Below are 17,745 nucleotides of genomic sequence, written 5' to 3'. Positions count from 1 at the left end.
TCTAATTAACTGACCGTGTAAAGGTACGATCATCATTATTCTCAATGATTACATTATGTACCTGAAAAATGTCAAATATTACCTTTTTTAGTCGATAATTGCGGTGTCAGCCTATAAATGCAAATGGTCAGCCTTCAAAATGTACGCAATTCCACTAAAATTACACGTTTTTGTTGTCTTAATTTCATAACCATAACAAAAAAGAGAAACCTTTCAGTTTCTCTTTAATCACATCTTATCCTGTAAATTTTGATGTAAATACTACCATGGACTTATTTCTGTCCCATCTTCTATATCATGACTAAAATACTGTCCTGTAGGTGCATTTTCATCCGTCAGTGTGTGTTTAATAATAAATGCTGCTGCACTTTCTACAGATCCTGGCCCGCTGTGGTGGTTAAAATCTGTTGCAGTATAGCCGGGATCAATGGCATTCACTTTAAAAGGCGAATCTTTCAATTCATAAGCCAATACAATGGTGTATGCATTTAAAGCTGACTTTGAAGGACCATAGGCCGCCCCTTTCACACCATAATACTTCCAAGTAGCATCGCTGTGCAATGTTAGTGATCCAAGTCCGGAAGTTATATTGCTGATTCTGGGAGTGTCCGATTTTTTGAGCAGTTCTAAAAATGCCTGTGTCACGCTGATTACCCCAAAGAAATTGGTGTCAAATACCTCCTGAATATGTTCAATGGAAGTATCCGCTGCCGTTTGAGGGTTTACGCCCAAGATCCCTGCGTTGTTAATCAGAACATCAAGCTTTCCCTGTTCTTTCGCGATGATATTCCTTGCTTCAGAAATTGAATGAGGTTTGGTAACATCTATTTCAACCACTTTGATATTTTGAAATCCTTTTTCGGCCAATTCTTTTACGGTCTCTTCACCTTTTGCAAGATCACGGCTTCCCAAATAAACGAAATACCCTCTCTCTGAAAGTTGCTTTGCTGTTTCCAGGCCAATACTTCTGTTGGCTCCTGTAATTAATGCTGAATTCATTATTCTTTTGTTTTAATTGATGATGTAAAATTCCGCCAATTAAAAATAAAACCGTTTGCCATTTGGCAAAAAGCAACTTTAGCGGATATTTTTTCTTATTCTACTCAGTGAAGACTGTGTAACACCCAGATAAGAGGCAATATATGACAATGGGACACGGTTGACAACAGTAGGATAGATTTCCAAAAATTTAAGATAACGGGTTGTTGCATCTTCGGAAACCAACGGACTTCTTCTCTCTACTTTCTGAATCAGCGCCCTTGAAATAATTTTATGTACAATTGCATCCCATCCAACAATGGTCTGTAAAAGCTCCATCCAGTCTTTTCTTGAAAAAACGATTATTTTGGTATCGGTTATTGCCTGTACATAAGTGCTTGAGCAAATTTCATTATCAAAGCTTTCCAGATCCACCACCAGATTATTTTCTTCAATAAAATATTTGGTGATTTCTTCGCCTTCATTATTATAATAGCAAACCCGTAATATCCCGTCTACAATAAATCCAACCTGACGGGCAATTTTACCTGCCTCTGAAAAGTATTCATCTTTCGGAAGGTTTATTTCCTGGGCTTTACTTGAAATAAAATCAATCTGTTGCTGATTAAGATTTCCAAACCTTAAAATAAAGTCAAATAGTTGTTTCATAAGTGCAAGTTAATTAAAGTCAGTTTCACAGTATTTGTCATTTGGTAAAATAAATGAAAAATGATGATTATAGTTTTGTCACATGAATATTTTGGAACTTCATGCAACAAGAAAGCAAAAAAGCTGTTATTAATTTAAGTGAGTAACTCAGACCGACATTTTAAAGTAGACTAATTATATTGATTATCCTCAAATTGCCGCATGAAATGAGCTTCAAAATATTCTTTATATGTTGTGTACGGATTTATTAACGTCTGATAGCATTTAATAATTTATGAGCTAATGCATTAGTTCTCTAAGCATTATTTTTTTCCAGCACTTAATAATTTTGTATTTTTATTAAGAAATCATTTAATACTAACCCATATGAAGGGCAAGATCACCTGTAAGATTTTTTTATTATCTTAAAATAATTAATTATGAAAAATATTTTTGCCCTGCCAGCATTGTTCTTTATTATATTCCTTCACTCACAGACGCATAGATTTGTTTATGAACTACAGTACAAAATGGATTCGGCCGAAGCAGGATATGAAAAACTGAATATGCTTCTTGACATTAACCCTAAGGAGGTCAAATTTTATGGCCATAATTTACTGGTAACCGATTCTTTAAATAAAAAGTTCGGAACCAACAACAGCCATACCGACATGTCCGGACAGATCGTGAAAAGAAAGATCAACACATATGACAATACTAATTTCATTGCGATTAAAGAAGGATATTATTCATTTAAAACAACAGATAAAATAAGCTGGGTTATTTCGGATGAGACAAAAAAAGTGGAAAATTACACCCTACAGAAAGCTTTTACCCGATTTGGAGGCAGGAATTGGACGGCTTGGTTCTGTAAGGATATTCCCTTTAATGAAGGTCCTTATAAATTCCGTGGACTTCCGGGACTGATTTTTGAGCTTTCGGATTCAAAAAAGAATTTTATATATAATCTGATAAAAAGCCAGGAGCTTTCAGGTACTTTTCCAACTGATAATTTTGTAGAATCTAACTTCGGAAACAAGGCAATCCCCATCAATGAAAGGCAGAAAGTGAAGCTGACCCTAGATTTTTACAATGATCCTTTTGCCTTTGAAAGAAATAATTTCAGCAAAGCAAATACTAATCTGAAGATCAATATCAATGGAAAAGAGATCCATACTGTAGACGAGTTGAATACTCAGACAAAAAGTATGCAGCAAATCATCAGAAAATATAACAATCCTATTGAGATTGATAAAGCGGTTCATTACAAAGAATACTAGTGTAATACGCATAAAACACTATTTTTACATTCTTTAAAAAAATAATCATCGAAAATGGAATTCAATCCCAACAATCCCGTTATACAGCTCTGTATGCAAGGTATGCATATGGAAGAAACTGCAAATCTGGAAGAAGCCGGTAAATTATTTCTTCAGGCCTGGAACAAGGCAACAAACGACTTTGAAAAGTTCCTTGCCGCCTGGTATGTTGCCCGAAGTCAGGCAAAGGTTGCTGACAAATTAAGTTGGTATGAAACTGCTCTGAAATTTGCCTTAAAAGCTGATAATGAAGCGGTAAAAGGAGCTTTTATTGCTCTTTACTCAAACATTGCTGAATGCTATGAAAATGTTGGCGACATGAATAATGCAAAAAGATATCATGAACTAGCGTTAGCATCCGTAAGCCAGCCTTCGGATAAAGGTCCCTTTTACCATGGTACAAAAGCGGACCTAAAAGTAGGTGATCTATTGACCGGCGGGCGTACTTCCAATTATCAGTCGGAACTAGTCATGAATCATATTTACTTTACTGCACTGGTTAACGGGGCGGGTCTTGCTGCAGCTTTGGCCAAAGGCGATGGTACTGAACATGTATATATTGTTGAGCCCAGTGGTCGTTTTGAGGATGATCCCAATGTCACCAACAAAAAGTTTCCCGGCAATCCGACACGTTCTTACCGCACCAGCGAACCGTTGAAAATAGTTGGTGAAATAAGAGACTGGCAAAGACTAACACCTGAGCAATTACAGCAATGGCGGGAAAAATTAGCTAATAATAAAGGAGAGATTATTAATTAAATTATGACCATTTTCTAAAATGACAGCATAAAAAGCAAATACTTCGTTCACAATTTCAATTTAGCTAAATTCAAGTATTCTATTAAATAAAACCTGATCCAAGTAATTGAACTAAAAGAAAATCTTTCTAAATTCTTAGGATTAGATTTTTAAATATTCGCTGATGGTTTCTAAGACGCCAAAATCATCATTTGAAAGTGTAGAAAAGCTGGCAGCCACCTTTACAGAAGGATGAGCATTTTCCATTGCATAAGAATATTTTGACCTTTCCAGCATCGTAATATCATTCATATAATCTCCGAAAGACATGGTTTGGGACGGCGTAATATTCAGAAGATTCTGTAACTTTTCCAGTGCATTACCCTTGTTAATATCTTTATTCATAATATCAAGCCAGTATTTTCCAGATACAACGACTTCCAGATTATTTTCCCGGAATTTTTTCAGGAAAGGATAAAGATTCTTTTCAGAACCCTCTGGATGATAAACGGCGATCTTGAACGCATCATCATCCACTTCTTCTCTCAAATCATTTACTTTTTGATTTTCAGTATAATATTTTGTAAAATAATCAATAAATTGCTGATCATCACTTTCATAATACGCTTTCTTTTTTGCAGACAAAACTGCTCTGGCACCGGGAATTTCCCGGACAGCTGCTGTAATATCAACAATAAACTGATGGTCTAATTTATCTGCAAAAAGCTCTTTATTTTTGTAAATAACATATCCTCCATTTTCTGCAATAAAACCGATCTCATTTTTAATGTCCTCAAAATATTGGGTAATACCCGGCATTTGCCTGCCGCTTGCAGGAACAAACAGGATATTCCTTTTTTTCAGTTCTTTAAATACGGAAGGAAAATTGGGACTTACTTCATAATCTGAATTGAGAAAAGTACCGTCCATATCTGTGACAATCAGTTTAATATCTGTCATAATAGTATTCTTTACAAAAAATTCCTTTTGAATTTTTTGATGGTAATTCAATTAAAATTTACAATGCAAAGGTAAGCTCTTTTATTTATACATTTTTGTAATGTACCTTTGAAAGATGCTGCAATATTTCCGCACTTTGTTCCGGTGTGAGATCACGCTGTGGTTCTGCCAGCATTTCATAGCCTACCATAAATTTTTTCACTTCAGCATTTCGGAGTAAAGGAGGGTAAAAATGCATGTGAAAATGCCATTCCGGATGAGGTTTTCCATCCGTTGGTGCTTGATGAATTCCCGCTGAATATGGAAAAGAAATTTCAAAAAGATTGTCGTATAAAATTGTTAAACCCTTTATTATTGACGCTAATGAATACTTCTCTGAATCAGAAAACTGCAGAATATTTTCAGCTTTTCTTTTGCTTACAATCATTGTTTCGTAAGGCCATACTGCCCAGAATGGAACAACAGCTACAAAATCCTCATTTTCAAGAATAACTCTTTTTTCAATTTCCAATTCTTTTTTGATATAATCTTCCAGAAGAGAACTTCCATTTTTTTCAAAATATTGTTTCAGATTTTCCTGCGTTCTCAAAACCGTCGAAGGAACAGAAGATTGTGCCCATATTTGTCCGTGAGGATGCGGATTACTACATCCCATCACACTTCCTTTATTTTCAAAAATCTGAACATGATTGATGTAATCTTCAGCTCCCAATTCCTCATATTGCTGTTGCCACACATCAACTACTTTTTTGATGTCACCGACTTCCATTTCCGGTAAAGTAAGACTGTGATTTTCTGAAAAACAAATCACCTTGTTAATTCCCCGCTCTGGTTTCAATGCAAAGAAATCTGAATTTTCATCACAGAATTCAACATCATCTCTCATCAAAGAGCCAAAATCATTTTCAAAAACATAAACACCTTTGTAATCGGGGTTTCTTTCTCCATTTACACGGAGATTTCCGGAACATAAATAGCAATCAGGGTCGTGAACCGGGAGTTTTTCTTCGGCTATTTTTTCGGTTTGTCCCTGCCAAGGCCGGCTTGCCCGTTGCGGAGACACCAGAATCCATTCATCCAAAAGCGGATTATACCTTCGGTGAGGATGCTTTTTCTGATTAAATGACGAATTCATTTCTTTTATATTCTTTAATTCCATCCGATATTTTTACACGGTACACTTTCATTTCAATGCCAAAACCGGCTTTGTACGCTGCACTGATTTTTTCGATTACTTCATTTACATTTTCATCTTTAATCAGATTGATGCTGCATCCACCGAAGCCGCCGCCCATTATTCTTGCGCCTAAAACGCCATTTTCTTTTACCGTTTTCTCTACCAGAAAATCGAGCTCTCCGCAGCTCACTTCAAACTCAGTAGAAAGTCCGGAATGGGTTTCGGTAAGAAGTTTACCAAGATATTCTACATCGCCTTCTGATAAAGCTTTGGCTGCCTTTTCGACTCTTTTGATTTCCTTTAAAAGATACCGACATCTTTTGTATGAGGTCTCTCCTATTTCCGATCTGACTGCATCCAGCATTGAAAAACTGAAATCTCTGAACTTCTCGATTTCAGGAAATGTTTCCCACAATATCCTTTTTCCTTGATCCACATCTTTTCTCCTGTTGTTGTAGCCGGAAGTGAGATGGGTATGTTTTACGCAGCTATCGAAAAGTACAAGGCTGTAACCTTCCAGATTAGCTTCGAAATACTGGTGTTCCAGAGAATGGCAGTCCAGCATGATCACCTGATGTTCTTTACCGAAAACAGAGGCAAACTGGTCCATAATTCCGCATTGTACTCCAACAAAGGTATGTTCGGATTTCTGACCTATAAGAGCCAGATCTTTCCTGCTTAAATTTAAATCAAAAATCTGGTTCAGAATAAAGGCGAATCCACATTCCAGCGCTGCTGATGAAGATAAGCCGGAACCCATCGGAATGGTACTGCTAAAAGCAATTTGTAAACCACCGGTCTTTTTCCCACTTTCCTGAACAGCATTAAATACGCCCAGTAAATAATTGACCCAGATCTGCGAAACAGGATTTTGCTTTTGGTTGATATTAAAACTAAAAGAATCGTCAAAGTCTTTAGCAAAAAAGGTACAGGTTTCCGAGTCCTCAACTTTTTTTACAGCAAAGCAAATGTATTTGTCAATAGCTGCTGGAAGTACGAAACCATCGCTGTAATCAACATGTTCACCAATAATATTAATTCTTCCCGGAGCCAGAAAAATATTTTCCGGATCTGAATGAAAGAAAGCCTGGAATGCTTCTGTTGTATCATTAACTAATTTCTCCTTCATAAATAACTGCAATTTATACTTTTAGGTGAATTGAGCATAATTTAAAAAGCATTCAATTCTTTCTTTTTATAACTTTTTTTGCTGCTTCCACAATATCATTGGCCGTTAACCCATATTTTTCCATCAGTTGATCAGGTGTTCCGCTTTCACCAAAACTGTCGTTTACGGCAACATATTCCTGTGGCGCAAGATGTTCCGTGATCAGAAGTTGTGCAACGCTGTCGCCCAGACCTCCTAATCTGTTATGTTCTTCAGCAGTAACCACACATCCTGTTTTTTTAACCGAATTAAGAATGGCCTCAGCATCTAAAGGTTTGATGGTGTGGATATTGATAATTTCAGCATCAATTCCCTGCTCTTCCAGGATTTCTCCGGCTTTTATCGCTTCCCAAACCAAATGTCCTGTTGCAATGACTGTCACATCTTTTCCTTCGTTTATCATCCAGGCTTTCCCGATTTCAAAAGTTTGATTTTCATCGGTAAAAACAGGAATTACAGGTCTTCCGAAACGCAGATAAACCGGACCTTCGTAATCTGCAATAGCAATGGTCGCTGCTTTGGTCTGGTTGTAGTCGCAGGTATTGATAACAGTCATTCCCGGAAGCATTTTCATCAGCCCAATATCTTCCAGAATCTGGTGTGTTGCGCCGTCTTCGCCTAAAGTAAGGCCCGCATGCGAAGCACAGATTTTCACGTTTTTGCCGGAATAAGCCACCGACTGACGAATCTGGTCGTACACTCTTCCGGTAGAAAAATTGGCAAAGGTTCCCGTAAATGGAATTTTGCCTTCTGTGGCCAAACCTGCTGCAATACCAATCATATTGGCTTCTGCAATTCCGATCTGGAAAAAACGCTCCGGTGCCTTTTCAATAAATTTTTCCATTTTCAGGGAACCGATAAGATCTGCACAAAGAGCTACGACATCAGAATTCTTGTCCGCCAATTCTGCAAGACCGGCTCCAAAACCGCTTCTGGTATCTTTTTTTTCTGTATAAGTATATTTTTTCATTTGATATCTGTTTAATAATCTCCCAAAGTTTCTTCAAGCTGGTCTAATGCTTTTGCCAATTGCTCATCATTAGGCGCTTTTCCGTGCCAGGCGTGGCTTCCCATCATATAATCTACACCATAGCCCATTCCGGTTTTTAGCAGAATACAAATAGGCTGTCCTTGTCCTGTCAACGACTTCGCTTCATATAAAACTCTAAGAATTTCGTCCATATCATTTCCATTTTCCACTTCAAGAACTTTCCAGTCAAAGGCTTCAAATTTGGCTTTAAGGTTGCCTAGAGAAAGCACTTTTGAAGTGGGTCCGTCAATCTGCTGGCCGTTGTAATCTATTGTCGCAATGAGATTATCTACTTTATTGTGAGAAGCGTACATAATGGCTTCCCAGTTCTGCCCCTCCTGCAGTTCGCCATCACCGTGGAGCGTGAACACTAAATTTTCATCTTTGTCCAGCTTTTTACCAACTGCGTGACCGATTGCCACTGACATGCCCTGCCCAAGAGAGCCTGATGCAACGCGGACCCCGGGAAGATGTTCGTGTGTGGTGGGGTGTCCCTGCAGTCTTGAATTCAGTTTTCTGAAAGTGGCTAATTCTGACTTATCAAAATAACCCGCATGTGCCAAAACACTATAAAAAACCGGAGAAATATGGCCGTTGGAAAGATAAAATACGTCTTCACCTTTTCCATTCATATCAAATCCTTCCTTTCTTTTCATCGCATCAAAATAAAGAGCAACCAAAAAGTCGGCACACCCGAGCGAACCTCCGGGATGACCGGATTGGCAGGCGTGAACCATTCTTACAATATCTCTTCTTACCTGGGATGCGATATTTTTGAGTTTTAAAATATCGTGCTGCATATATTTATTTCATTTTTTGTGAATCTTTGATAAACTGTTCCAAACCGCTGTCTGTTAACGGATGTTTTAGCAATGACAAGATGGGTGGCAAAGGACAGGTAACAACATCTGCACCTATTTTTGCACAATTGATGATGTGCATACTGTGTCTTACGGAAGCCGCTAAAATCTGCGTTTCGAATCCGAAATTATCATAAATAGTTCTGATTTCTTCAATTAAATTCAAACCGTCCGTAGAAACATCATCCAGCCTGCCCAAAAATGGTGAAACATATGTTGCTCCTGCTTTCGCAGCTAAAAGTGCCTGTCCGGCGGAAAAAATTAAAGTACAATTTGTTCTGATTCCTTTTTGTGAAAAATATTTGATCGCTTTAATTCCGTCTTTAGTAACAGGAACTTTTACCACGATCTGCGGGTGCAGGGCTGCCAGCTCCTCTCCTTCCTGAATCATTTCGGCATAAGCAATTCCGATAACTTCGGCACTTATATCGCCATCAACGATATCACAGATTTTAAGGTAATGGTTAAGAATATTTTCTTTTCCGGAAATCCCTTCTTTTGCCATCAGAGACGGATTGGTCGTAACGCCATCCAGAATACCCAAAGCATTAGCTTCTTCAATCATAGCAAGATTCGCCGTGTCTATAAAAAATTTCATAAAATAAATTGTTAAGGTTATAAGTGTTAAAATTACACTTAATTAAATAGATGAGCAAATTTTACTCATTATAATCAAGATGAGATTTAGTTTAATGATAAATTGAATACTGGGAATTTAATTAGCCATTCTAATTATGATGTCCCATATTGAGCTTAATTTTCTTTAAATCTTCCAGTTCGTGAACCGGTCGCTCGATGTCATAGGGAATCGGCATTTTCGAAAAAGTCTGAAAATACAGCAGACACGCATCTTTCCACCAAACGGCATCTTTTGCCTGAATTTTTAATTTTGATTGAACGTTCTGGAATCGTTCTTCATCAACATAAGGCTGCATTTTGTCCCAGACTTTTTGATATTCGCGTACATTTTTAATGCCTGTATCGTATTTGTAAGATAATTCTTCCCACAAAGTTTTGCCATCTTTCATCTGATAATTCCACGGAACATGATGAAACCAGAGAATCAGGTTTTCGGGGCAGGTTTTGATATTTCCATACACTTCATTCAAAGGAGGAAAATAATCTGAAACTGCATTACTTCCGGTTTTAGTTCTGTCAAAACCTACTCCATTTGCATCAGCTTTGTGGTAATAAACTGGCGACCAATCTGCTCTAGTTCCTTTGTAATCACCCCAAGGTTCAGGTCCATAATGGTGCATTCCTGCAAAGATATGGTGCAAACCAAGAGGCATCATATAATCCACTGCCGTTTCCCTTGATGTCAGCATCATTTCTTTCACAGGACTGAGGAATTTGTCATTATCGGTAAACGTCATTTTAATCCATTCTTCAGCAATCTGTTCAGAAGTCAGATCGTGGTTCCATGCCAGACGTCCGAAAGCGTACCAATTGGCTTGTGCAAAATGATGACCCGTCCAGTTTTTATCTTCCCCGATATTGGAAACCGCAGAAATAGCCGTAATTTTCGCAGGTCTTAGCGTTCCGTCCGTAATTTTAGCAATCGTAGAACCTTTTCCGTCAGAATAGGTATCGCTGTTCAGTGTTTCCTTAAACAATGGAGCGAGATAAACCAGATGATTGGCTTGCCCTAAATATTCCTGAGTAATCTGAAACTCAACCATTTCAGAAGTTTTCTTCAGCGCTCCAAAAAGTGGGTTAAACGCTTCACGGGGCTGAAAATCAACAGGTCCGTTTTTAATCTGAACGATAACATTATCTTTAAATTTCCCGTCAAGGGGAACGAATTCCAGATAGGCTTGTTTTGCGCGGTCTTCTTTGCTGGGACTATACACAAAAGCTCTCCACATTACGATTCCTCCGTAAGGCTTCAGAACGTCTGCCATCATATTGGCTCCATCTGCATGTGTTCTTCCATAATCCTGAGGTCCGGGTTGCCCCTCGGAATTGGCTTTCACCAAAAAACCTCCAAAGTCCGGAATTAATTTATAAATCTCTGAGGCTTTATCTTTCCACCATTTCTGAACATCTTTGTTTAAAGGGTCAGAGTTCTGAAGTCCGCCTAAAACTTTTGGAGACGAAAAATTAACTGAGAGGTATACCTTGATCCCGTAAGGTCTGAAAATGTCTGCGAGAATTTTTACTTTTTCAAGATAGTCTTTACGGAGCATATTGGGTGATGCATTCACATTATTGAGAACAGTTGCATTAATTCCTATTGAGGCATTGGCTCTTGCATATTCTTCATATCTCGGGGAAATTGTATCCGGTAAATCTTCCCATTTCCAAAGTGAATGTCCTGCATAACCACGTTCAATCGTCCCGTCCAGATTATCCCAATGGTTGAGAATTCTGACATCATAAGATGGTTTTTCGGTAATATTAAGATTAGTTACCATTGATTTTGTTTGCTGCAAACGTAAAATATGATACACTCCATACAACAATCCGATTTCTTTTTCAGCAGAAATGACCAATTTGTTCTGAACTGATTTTATTGTATAACCACCTTTCAGATTTTTTAATGATTTATCTGTACGAAGTTCCACAGCCTGTCCCTGCCAATGATTCATCAATTCTTTTTTGGCAATATTTAAAGTCGGATTGTTTCCTTTGTAAATAATTTTGTCTGAGGACACTCCATTTTTTGCCGGAAACCGAAGCCAAAGCTGACTTCCATCTTCTGCGAAAATCGTTAATGGAATCATTAGAAATAATAGGATGTACAGTCGGAAATAGCGCATTATATTTTCTTTTAATTTTTATTTAAATAAGTTTTGGCTAAAGCCAAATTGTATCTCTTCATCTTTAAACGGGCTAAAGCCCGTTCCTATTGATAATAGGATTTCATCCTATCCTTTATTAAATCGTCTCTTCGGGACTTTTTATAGATTATTCTTCTAAACCTTCAATGGTTTTAATTTTACCATTGCTGTCATATTCAAGTTCGATTACCTTCATACTTCTGAGCCATGTTTTTCCTTCACTCGGAACAGAATCGTGGAAGAACAGATACCATTTTCCTTTAAATTCAACTATACTGTGATGGGTTGTCCATCCAACAACAGGCGTCAGAATTTCTCCCTGAAAAGTAAATGGTCCATAAGGATTGTCTCCCGTTGCATAACATATCAAATGCGTATCGCCGGTAGAATATGAAAAATAATAGGTGCCATTGTATTTGTGCATCCAGGAAGCTTCAAAGAAACGGTGTCTGTCACCGTGAAGCAAAGGATTACCGTCTTTATCAAGAATCAGAACATCTTTTGGTTCTTCCCCGAATTCCAGCATATTGTCACTCAACAAAGCTACTTTTGAAGGAATTGCCGGTTCATTTTCATTGGGAAGAACCGCGGATTCAAGGGCTTTGTTGTTTCTATAACGTTGCAGCTGCCCGCCCCAGATTCCACCAAAATACATATAATATTTTCCATCTTCTTCAAAAATACAAGGGTCGATGCTGTAACTTCCCATCATCGGGTGTTTCTCCGGAATAAACGGTCCGTAAGGTTTGTCGCTTACGGCAACCCCAATTCTGAAGATGTCATTTTTATCTTTTAACGGAAAGTACATATAATATTTACCGTTTTTGAACGCCACATCGCAATCCCACAACTGTCTTCCTGACCACGGAATATCTTTTACAGAAAGGACAACACCATGGTCTGTAATTTCGCCATTTTCTACATCATCGAGAGAAAAAACGTGGTAATCATTCATATCAAAATGATCTCCGTTGTCATTTTCTTCCATTCCGCTTTCCCAGTCGTGGGACGGGTAAATGTACAATTTGCCTTCAAAAACGTGCACAGAAGGGTCTGCCATATAATCTTTCGGGAATAGATATTTTGATTTTTTCATTTTAATTTATATGTTAAGATAATAGACTGATAGATTTTATTTTCTCGCAGATTTTCAGATTATTTAAATAAAAATCTACTTAATTCGCTAAATCTGCGAGAGAAACATTTTTGTGATTTGCAGATTATTTTTTAAACCTTATAGGTTTTGAAAACCTATAAGGTTTGAAGTTGCATTATTTTTCTTTTGTTAACTGAATGATTTTTTCCACCACAGGTTTTGTCTGATCGTTCCGGTCGAACAGTAATGGATAATCGGTTCTTCCTTTTACCGGGAAGTCATTTTTCCAGGATTGGGCATCAGTAACGCCCCACAAGGTTACTCTTCTGATTTTATCCTGATGTTTCAGGAATAATCTGAAAAAATCCAGATAACGGTTTTCCCATTCTGCTTTTATATTTTCGGGAAGCCCTGCCTTATAAGGATTCATTTTTGCCTGATATTCCACGGTATCTGAAACGTTGGCAGAAGTTCCCCAAGGTGACGGAAGTGCGCTGATCTCCATTTCAGTAACATTAACCTTCACTCCGTTTGCTGCATAAGCTACAATTGCTTTTTCATATTCGTCAAGTGTTGGTGTATCGAGACCCACGTGAGTCTGCATCCCAACACCATCAATGCGGATCCCTCTGGATTTTAGAGTTTGTACCATTTTGCTGACGGTCTGCACTTTTCCGGGATACCATTCGTTGTAATCATTGTAATACAATTCCGCATTCGGATCAGCTTCCTGCGCGTACTGAAAGGCCAGCGGAATGAATTCTTCACCTAATATTTCGTAAAATTTACTTTTCCGGTAAGAACCGTCTTCCATAATGGCTTCGTTAACCACATCCCAGCCTTTCACGCGGCCTTTATATCTGCTTACAACCGTGGTGATGTGATTTTTCATTCTCTGCTTAAGGACTTCCTGAGAAACGTCTTTCCCGTCTTTATCAACGAAAAACCATTTTGGCAGCTGAGAATGCCAGATCAACGTATGACCGATGATAAACATTTTATTTTTCTCTCCAAAAGCCACAAACTTGTCAGCATCATCAAAAAAGAATTTGCCTTCCTGTGGTTGCAGGAACATAGATTTCATACAGTTTTCCGCTACAATGGAACTGAACTGATTTTTAATGATCTCAACAGATTTTACTTCTGTTTCGTGAATCTGTGGAAGGCTCATTGCTGTTCCGATGTAGAATTTATTTTTGAATGCGTTTTTCAGAGAATCATTTGAAGTTGCCGTATTTGCTGTCTTGCACGAGACAGTCAAAGTTAAAATTCCTAATAATGCTACTATTTTTTTCATAAAATTTTTATTTTCATTTGGCTTTTAGCCGAAACTTATTATAAATTTTGGCTAAAGCCTTTTTCCTTGTCTTGTATTAAACGGGCTAAAGCCCGTTCCTATTGATTCCAATTAATCTTGTCAAGATTTTTGAATACGAATTGCTCGCAGCCCGGCTTGAACGGAGCTCTTTTTGTGGAGCAAGCGGAACAAAAAAGCGGGAGTGGAAGACGGATCAGCTGTCCAAAAAATATAATTGATTAATCTGTTGATTTTCTTCTTTCTTTCAAATCCTGCTCGATTTTGATTTCCATTTTTTTGTTGATTTCATAGAACATCAGCAATCCGCACGCTAAAAAGAACGGAATGGAAGGAAATACACTGACCAGCATTTTTGCTCCTGCGGAAACAGTTTCCGGCTGTATCACGCTTATCGCACCTTCTGACGAAATGTAACCGTATTTTCCGATAATCAATGCAACCAAAGAACTTCCGATACTCAAGCCGACCTTTAAGCCGACCATCATCGCAGAGAAAATAATGGCTGTTGCGCGCCTGTTATTTTTCCACTCGGAATAATCTGCCACATCTGCAATCATCGCCCAAAGTAAAGGGGTTCCGATTCCGTAAAAGAAACCGTGTAAAATCTGTGACAGGAACATCAACCCTACCGATTTTGGCGGATAAAATATAAATGCCAGTACGAATAACGTTGAAATGAATAATGAGGCGATGAATGCATCTTTCTTACCATATTTGTCAGCAAATTTTTTGGAAAAAGCAATCCCTATAATCATCATGATAATCCCGCCTGCATTGAAGAGCCCGAAACCTGCTGACCGTGGATCTTCTCCAAAGAAATTCATCCCAATGGAATTGAAGAAATTCGTAATCGGTGATATAAATTGCTGAAGTGATGCTTCATCTACATAGTTGTTAAAATAATAGACATATGAGCCACCTTTCATCGCGAGTGTAATGAAAATCAATGCGGTAACTATCAACATGATAATCCATGGCTTATTTTTCTTTAAATCTTTTAAATCAGCGCCCAAAGTCGATTCCTGTTCCGGTTTTGGAATCACCCTTTCTTTGGTTGTAAAAAACGTTATCAGCAACATGACCGTTCCTATAATGGCGAGCCAGGTCATTACAACCTCGATTCCGGCTGCTTTATCACCATGTCCTGCAGATAAAATAATGGGCAGCATAAATACCTGAACAAAAAACTGTGCAAACATGACGGCAACAAAACGGTAGGAAGAAATACTGTTTCTTTCGCTCATATCGCCTGTAATTACGCCACTTAGAGCTGCGTAAGGTAAATTATTGGCTGCATAAAGCAATAGCAAAAGCGAATATGTAACTGCTGCATAAATCATTTTTCCTTTATACGAAAAATCGGGTGTGCTAAATGCAAAAAGTGCCGCTGCACCCAGTGGAATTGCGGACAGTACAATCCAAGGACGGAATTTCCCCCATTTTGTCCGGGTTCTGTCTGCCAAAGCACCAATCACCGGGTTGAATACAAAGCCTGCCAATAAGCCTACAGTAAGGGTAATAATGGATGCATCTTCCGCTTTTAATCCGTAAATATCTGTGTAAAAATAAGCTAAATACGTTACAAGCGTCTGGAAAACCAGATTGGCCGCTAAGTCTCCTAAACTGTAGCCGATTTTCTCAACAACGGATATTTTCTGGGATGGATTGTTCATATGAATTAGATATTAGATAAAAAGATTTATAGACTGACAGATCATAGAATAAAATCCGCCTTTATTATATGTTTGGTTTAGTAATTATTCAGTAGTAAATGGTGAAGCAGGAAGTCCTGTTTTGTTTTTCAAATTTCCGTCGGGATTATCTGCCCAGTCGTAGCGAGCAGCGAAAGGTTCTTTTACATCATCGTTCCAAACCATTATTTTATTACCTTCCACTTTGGCTTTTGCCCACTCATATTTACCGTTTTTACTTTTGACAGCAAAACCTTTCAGCTCTGAGACAGGCTCAAAATCATCTGTTCCGGGTCTGAAAGAGAGCATAATTTTATTTCCTTCCACTTTCATTGACTGATACACCGGTCCGTCTGCCGTGATATTTTTTTTGTATGCCACTTTTAATGCCTGTAAAGCCAGTCTGTCTCCCACTGTTTTCTTATTAAGCGGATGAATGTCGTTCCACTCTCCTAAATCAATAATTACGGCAAGTCCTGTGTTTGGAACTTTCAGCGAAACTTGACGTTGCTGGTCTCTGAGCTCTGCCCAATTACTTTCGACAGGCTGGTTTTTCGGTTCCATAAAATTGGCCAGCTGTACGGTGAAAAACGGCAAATCTTTTTGGTTCCATTTGTTTCGCCAGTCCAGAATCATTGTGGTCAGCAAGTCTCCGTATTCTTTCGGTTTTCCGGTATTGCTTTCGCCCTGATACCAAATCGCCCCTTTGATATTATAATTGATTAAAGGGTGAATCATTGCATTGTATAACCCTGTCGGTTTCCAACGGATGAAGGTCTGTCCGGGAGCCATTTTTTCCATTTTAGCCCCGATTTTATATTTCCATTCGGTTTTTAAATCAATTTTATTTCCATCAATATCAAGATAGTAAGGCTTGTCAGCAATGAACTGCCCTTTTCCGCTTCCGTTTGTAATTCTTACGGCAATGACATTTTTGCCTTCTTTTAAAATACCTGCCGGAATATTGTACCATCGAGGCGGATATTCATAGGTTACATTTCCGACTTTTGTTCCGTTGGTGTAGGTGGCATCAGCATCTTTTATTCTTCCTAAATTTAAAAAGGCGGCTTTTCCTGCCTGATTTTTAGTTAAATTAATGTCTTTTCTAAACCAAACCGAACCTTCAAAAGAACCTTCTTTATCTTCCCAAGAACCTGGAATATTCATTGTTTTCCAATCAGAATCGTTTAGGTCAAAGTTTTCCCAATGTTGATTAAATCCGATATCACTTTGGTCGAGTTCTGTGTACCAAGCTTTGCTCAATGCCTGTTCGCCAGATTCTGTAGATTTTATTAAATCATCATTCTGCCATTTTTTGGCTTCGTCAAGATATTCAGGATATTTTTTCAGGGAATTTTCATCCATCCAGGCCTGGATTGGTGAACCACCCAAACTGGTGTGGATAATTCCAACGGCAACTTTGTTTTTTTCACTTAATTCTTTCGCAAAAAAATAGGCAACTCCGGAAAAATTAAGAATTGTCTGTGGATTGGTTGCTTCCCATCTGCCACCATCAAGCTCAGTCTGAGGCATTTTAAAATTATATTTTTGTGGAACAGTGAAGAATCTGATGTTCTGATTATTTGCATTTTTAATCTCATCTGCATAAAGCGGTGTCAGTCTACGCATCGGAAGTTCCATATTCGATTGTCCTGAAGCCAGCCAGACATCGCCGATAAGAATATCCTTCAATGTAATTTCATTGATGGTCATTGTATAAGGACCGCCTGCTTTCTGCTCCGGAAGCTGAATTTTCCAGTTTCCGACCTGGTCGGCGGTTGTGCTATATTTTTTATTGATGAATTTAATTTCTACTTTTTCTCCGGTATCGGCTTTTCCCCAAACATTCAGCCTTTGGTTTCTCTGCAGAACCATTCCGTCTGAAACCAATGCGGGAAGCTTGATTTTAGCTTCAATGAAAATGCAGAATATACAGAGCAGCAAGCTTAAAATTTTGTTAAATCTATTGTTCATATGGA

At 38.2% G+C, this 17,745-nt stretch carries 15 protein-coding genes; 2 read left to right on the top strand and 13 right to left on the bottom strand.

The genetic code is table 11. From position 1 onward, the window contains the following. Positions 1-261: 261 nt before the first annotated feature. Both ACTJIV_RS12215 and ACTJIV_RS12210 read right to left on the bottom strand, forming a co-directional pair. Positions 262-999 carry an SDR family NAD(P)-dependent oxidoreductase gene (locus ACTJIV_RS12215; protein ID WP_440627788.1) on the bottom strand — a complete coding sequence of 246 codons (738 nt, stop codon included), beginning with the start codon at positions 997-999 and terminating at the stop codon, positions 262-264. Between the two features lie 78 nt (positions 1,000-1,077). Continuing rightward, the gene (locus ACTJIV_RS12210) at positions 1,078-1,647 is read right to left on the bottom strand and encodes a Crp/Fnr family transcriptional regulator (protein WP_223559731.1); all 570 of its coding nucleotides are present in this window, start codon (positions 1,645-1,647) and stop codon (positions 1,078-1,080) included. Between the two features lie 419 nt (positions 1,648-2,066). Between ACTJIV_RS12210 and ACTJIV_RS12205 the strand changes: the two genes are divergently transcribed. Then, positions 2,067-2,906 carry a GLPGLI family protein gene (locus tag ACTJIV_RS12205; protein ID WP_440627786.1) on the top strand — a complete coding sequence of 280 codons (840 nt, stop codon included), beginning with the start codon at positions 2,067-2,069 and terminating at the stop codon, positions 2,904-2,906. Between the two features lie 357 nt (positions 2,907-3,263). After that, positions 3,264-3,704 carry an NAD(+)--rifampin ADP-ribosyltransferase gene (gene arr / locus ACTJIV_RS12200; protein ID WP_440628216.1) on the top strand — a complete coding sequence of 147 codons (441 nt, stop codon included), beginning with the start codon at positions 3,264-3,266 and terminating at the stop codon, positions 3,702-3,704. Between the two features lie 141 nt (positions 3,705-3,845). On the opposite strand, the gene ACTJIV_RS12195 is transcribed toward arr, so the two are convergent. The 11 genes from ACTJIV_RS12195 to ACTJIV_RS12145 all read right to left on the bottom strand — a co-directional run bounded on the left by ACTJIV_RS12195 (position 3,846) and on the right by ACTJIV_RS12145 (position 17,740). Further along, the gene (locus ACTJIV_RS12195; RefSeq protein WP_440627784.1) at positions 3,846-4,643 is read right to left on the bottom strand and encodes an HAD family hydrolase; all 798 of its coding nucleotides are present in this window, start codon (positions 4,641-4,643) and stop codon (positions 3,846-3,848) included. 85 nt (positions 4,644-4,728) lie between these two features. Further along, positions 4,729-5,802 (bottom strand): UDP-glucose--hexose-1-phosphate uridylyltransferase, encoded by a 1,074-nt coding sequence (locus ACTJIV_RS12190; protein WP_440627782.1) that lies wholly within the window; start codon positions 5,800-5,802, stop codon positions 4,729-4,731. After that, positions 5,762-6,949: a galactokinase gene (galK, locus tag ACTJIV_RS12185; protein ID WP_440627780.1), complete on the bottom strand. Its 1,188-nt coding sequence runs from the start codon at positions 6,947-6,949 to the stop codon at positions 5,762-5,764. The genes ACTJIV_RS12190 and galK overlap by 41 nt, the downstream gene beginning before the upstream one ends. A gap of 52 nt (positions 6,950-7,001) precedes the next feature. Then, positions 7,002-7,958, bottom strand: a complete 957-nt coding sequence (locus ACTJIV_RS12180; protein ID WP_440627778.1) for a transketolase family protein — start codon at positions 7,956-7,958, stop codon at positions 7,002-7,004. A gap of 11 nt (positions 7,959-7,969) precedes the next feature. Continuing rightward, positions 7,970-8,818: a transketolase gene (locus tag ACTJIV_RS12175; protein ID WP_440627776.1), complete on the bottom strand. Its 849-nt coding sequence runs from the start codon at positions 8,816-8,818 to the stop codon at positions 7,970-7,972. A gap of 4 nt (positions 8,819-8,822) precedes the next feature. Further along, a complete protein-coding gene (gene fsa, locus ACTJIV_RS12170) occupies positions 8,823-9,476 on the bottom strand; it encodes a fructose-6-phosphate aldolase (RefSeq protein ID WP_440627774.1) in 654 nt (217 codons plus the stop codon). 130 nt (positions 9,477-9,606) lie between these two features. After that, positions 9,607-11,640 carry an alpha-glucuronidase gene (locus ACTJIV_RS12165; RefSeq protein ID WP_440627772.1) on the bottom strand — a complete coding sequence of 678 codons (2,034 nt, stop codon included), beginning with the start codon at positions 11,638-11,640 and terminating at the stop codon, positions 9,607-9,609. Positions 11,641-11,788: 148 nt separating this feature from the next. After that, the gene (locus ACTJIV_RS12160) at positions 11,789-12,757 is read right to left on the bottom strand and encodes a glycoside hydrolase family 43 protein (RefSeq protein WP_111952823.1); all 969 of its coding nucleotides are present in this window, start codon (positions 12,755-12,757) and stop codon (positions 11,789-11,791) included. A 175-nt stretch (positions 12,758-12,932) separates the two neighbouring features. Continuing rightward, a complete protein-coding gene (locus ACTJIV_RS12155) occupies positions 12,933-14,054 on the bottom strand; it encodes an endo-1,4-beta-xylanase (protein WP_440627770.1) in 1,122 nt (373 codons plus the stop codon). Positions 14,055-14,293: 239 nt separating this feature from the next. Then, positions 14,294-15,748 carry an MFS transporter gene (locus ACTJIV_RS12150; RefSeq protein WP_440627768.1) on the bottom strand — a complete coding sequence of 485 codons (1,455 nt, stop codon included), beginning with the start codon at positions 15,746-15,748 and terminating at the stop codon, positions 14,294-14,296. An 84-nt stretch (positions 15,749-15,832) separates the two neighbouring features. Next, a complete protein-coding gene (locus tag ACTJIV_RS12145; RefSeq protein WP_440627766.1) occupies positions 15,833-17,740 on the bottom strand; it encodes a sialate O-acetylesterase in 1,908 nt (635 codons plus the stop codon). Between the last annotated feature and the right edge of the window lie 5 nt (positions 17,741-17,745).

The organism is Chryseobacterium sp. 22532 (assembly GCF_052044665.1).
Taxonomy (GTDB): Bacteria; Bacteroidota; Bacteroidia; order Flavobacteriales; family Weeksellaceae; genus Chryseobacterium; species Chryseobacterium lathyri.
This window is presented reverse-complemented; position numbering and strand designations above follow the sequence as displayed.

Coding starts and splice junctions, on each gene's coding strand:
- arr (WP_440628216.1), top strand. CDS start 3,264: ATGAATAATGCAAAAAGATATCATGAACTAGCGTTAGCATCCGTAAGC.
- ACTJIV_RS12210 (WP_223559731.1), bottom strand. CDS start 1,647: ATGAAACAACTATTTGACTTTATTTTAAGGTTTGGAAATCTTAATCAG.
- ACTJIV_RS12160 (WP_111952823.1), bottom strand. CDS start 12,757: ATGAAAAAATCAAAATATCTATTCCCGAAAGATTATATGGCAGACCCT.
- ACTJIV_RS12195 (WP_440627784.1), bottom strand. CDS start 4,643: ATGACAGATATTAAACTGATTGTCACAGATATGGACGGTACTTTTCTC.
- ACTJIV_RS12215 (WP_440627788.1), bottom strand. CDS start 999: ATGAATTCAGCATTAATTACAGGAGCCAACAGAAGTATTGGCCTGGAA.
- ACTJIV_RS12145 (WP_440627766.1), bottom strand. CDS start 17,740: ATGAACAATAGATTTAACAAAATTTTAAGCTTGCTGCTCTGTATATTC.
- ACTJIV_RS12155 (WP_440627770.1), bottom strand. CDS start 14,054: ATGAAAAAAATAGTAGCATTATTAGGAATTTTAACTTTGACTGTCTCG.
- ACTJIV_RS12180 (WP_440627778.1), bottom strand. CDS start 7,958: ATGAAAAAATATACTTATACAGAAAAAAAAGATACCAGAAGCGGTTTT.
- ACTJIV_RS12190 (WP_440627782.1), bottom strand. CDS start 5,802: ATGGAATTAAAGAATATAAAAGAAATGAATTCGTCATTTAATCAGAAA.
- ACTJIV_RS12165 (WP_440627772.1), bottom strand. CDS start 11,640: ATGCGCTATTTCCGACTGTACATCCTATTATTTCTAATGATTCCATTA.
- ACTJIV_RS12205 (WP_440627786.1), top strand. CDS start 2,067: ATGAAAAATATTTTTGCCCTGCCAGCATTGTTCTTTATTATATTCCTT.
- fsa (WP_440627774.1), bottom strand. CDS start 9,476: ATGAAATTTTTTATAGACACGGCGAATCTTGCTATGATTGAAGAAGCT.
- ACTJIV_RS12150 (WP_440627768.1), bottom strand. CDS start 15,748: ATGAACAATCCATCCCAGAAAATATCCGTTGTTGAGAAAATCGGCTAC.
- ACTJIV_RS12175 (WP_440627776.1), bottom strand. CDS start 8,818: ATGCAGCACGATATTTTAAAACTCAAAAATATCGCATCCCAGGTAAGA.
- galK (WP_440627780.1), bottom strand. CDS start 6,949: ATGAAGGAGAAATTAGTTAATGATACAACAGAAGCATTCCAGGCTTTC.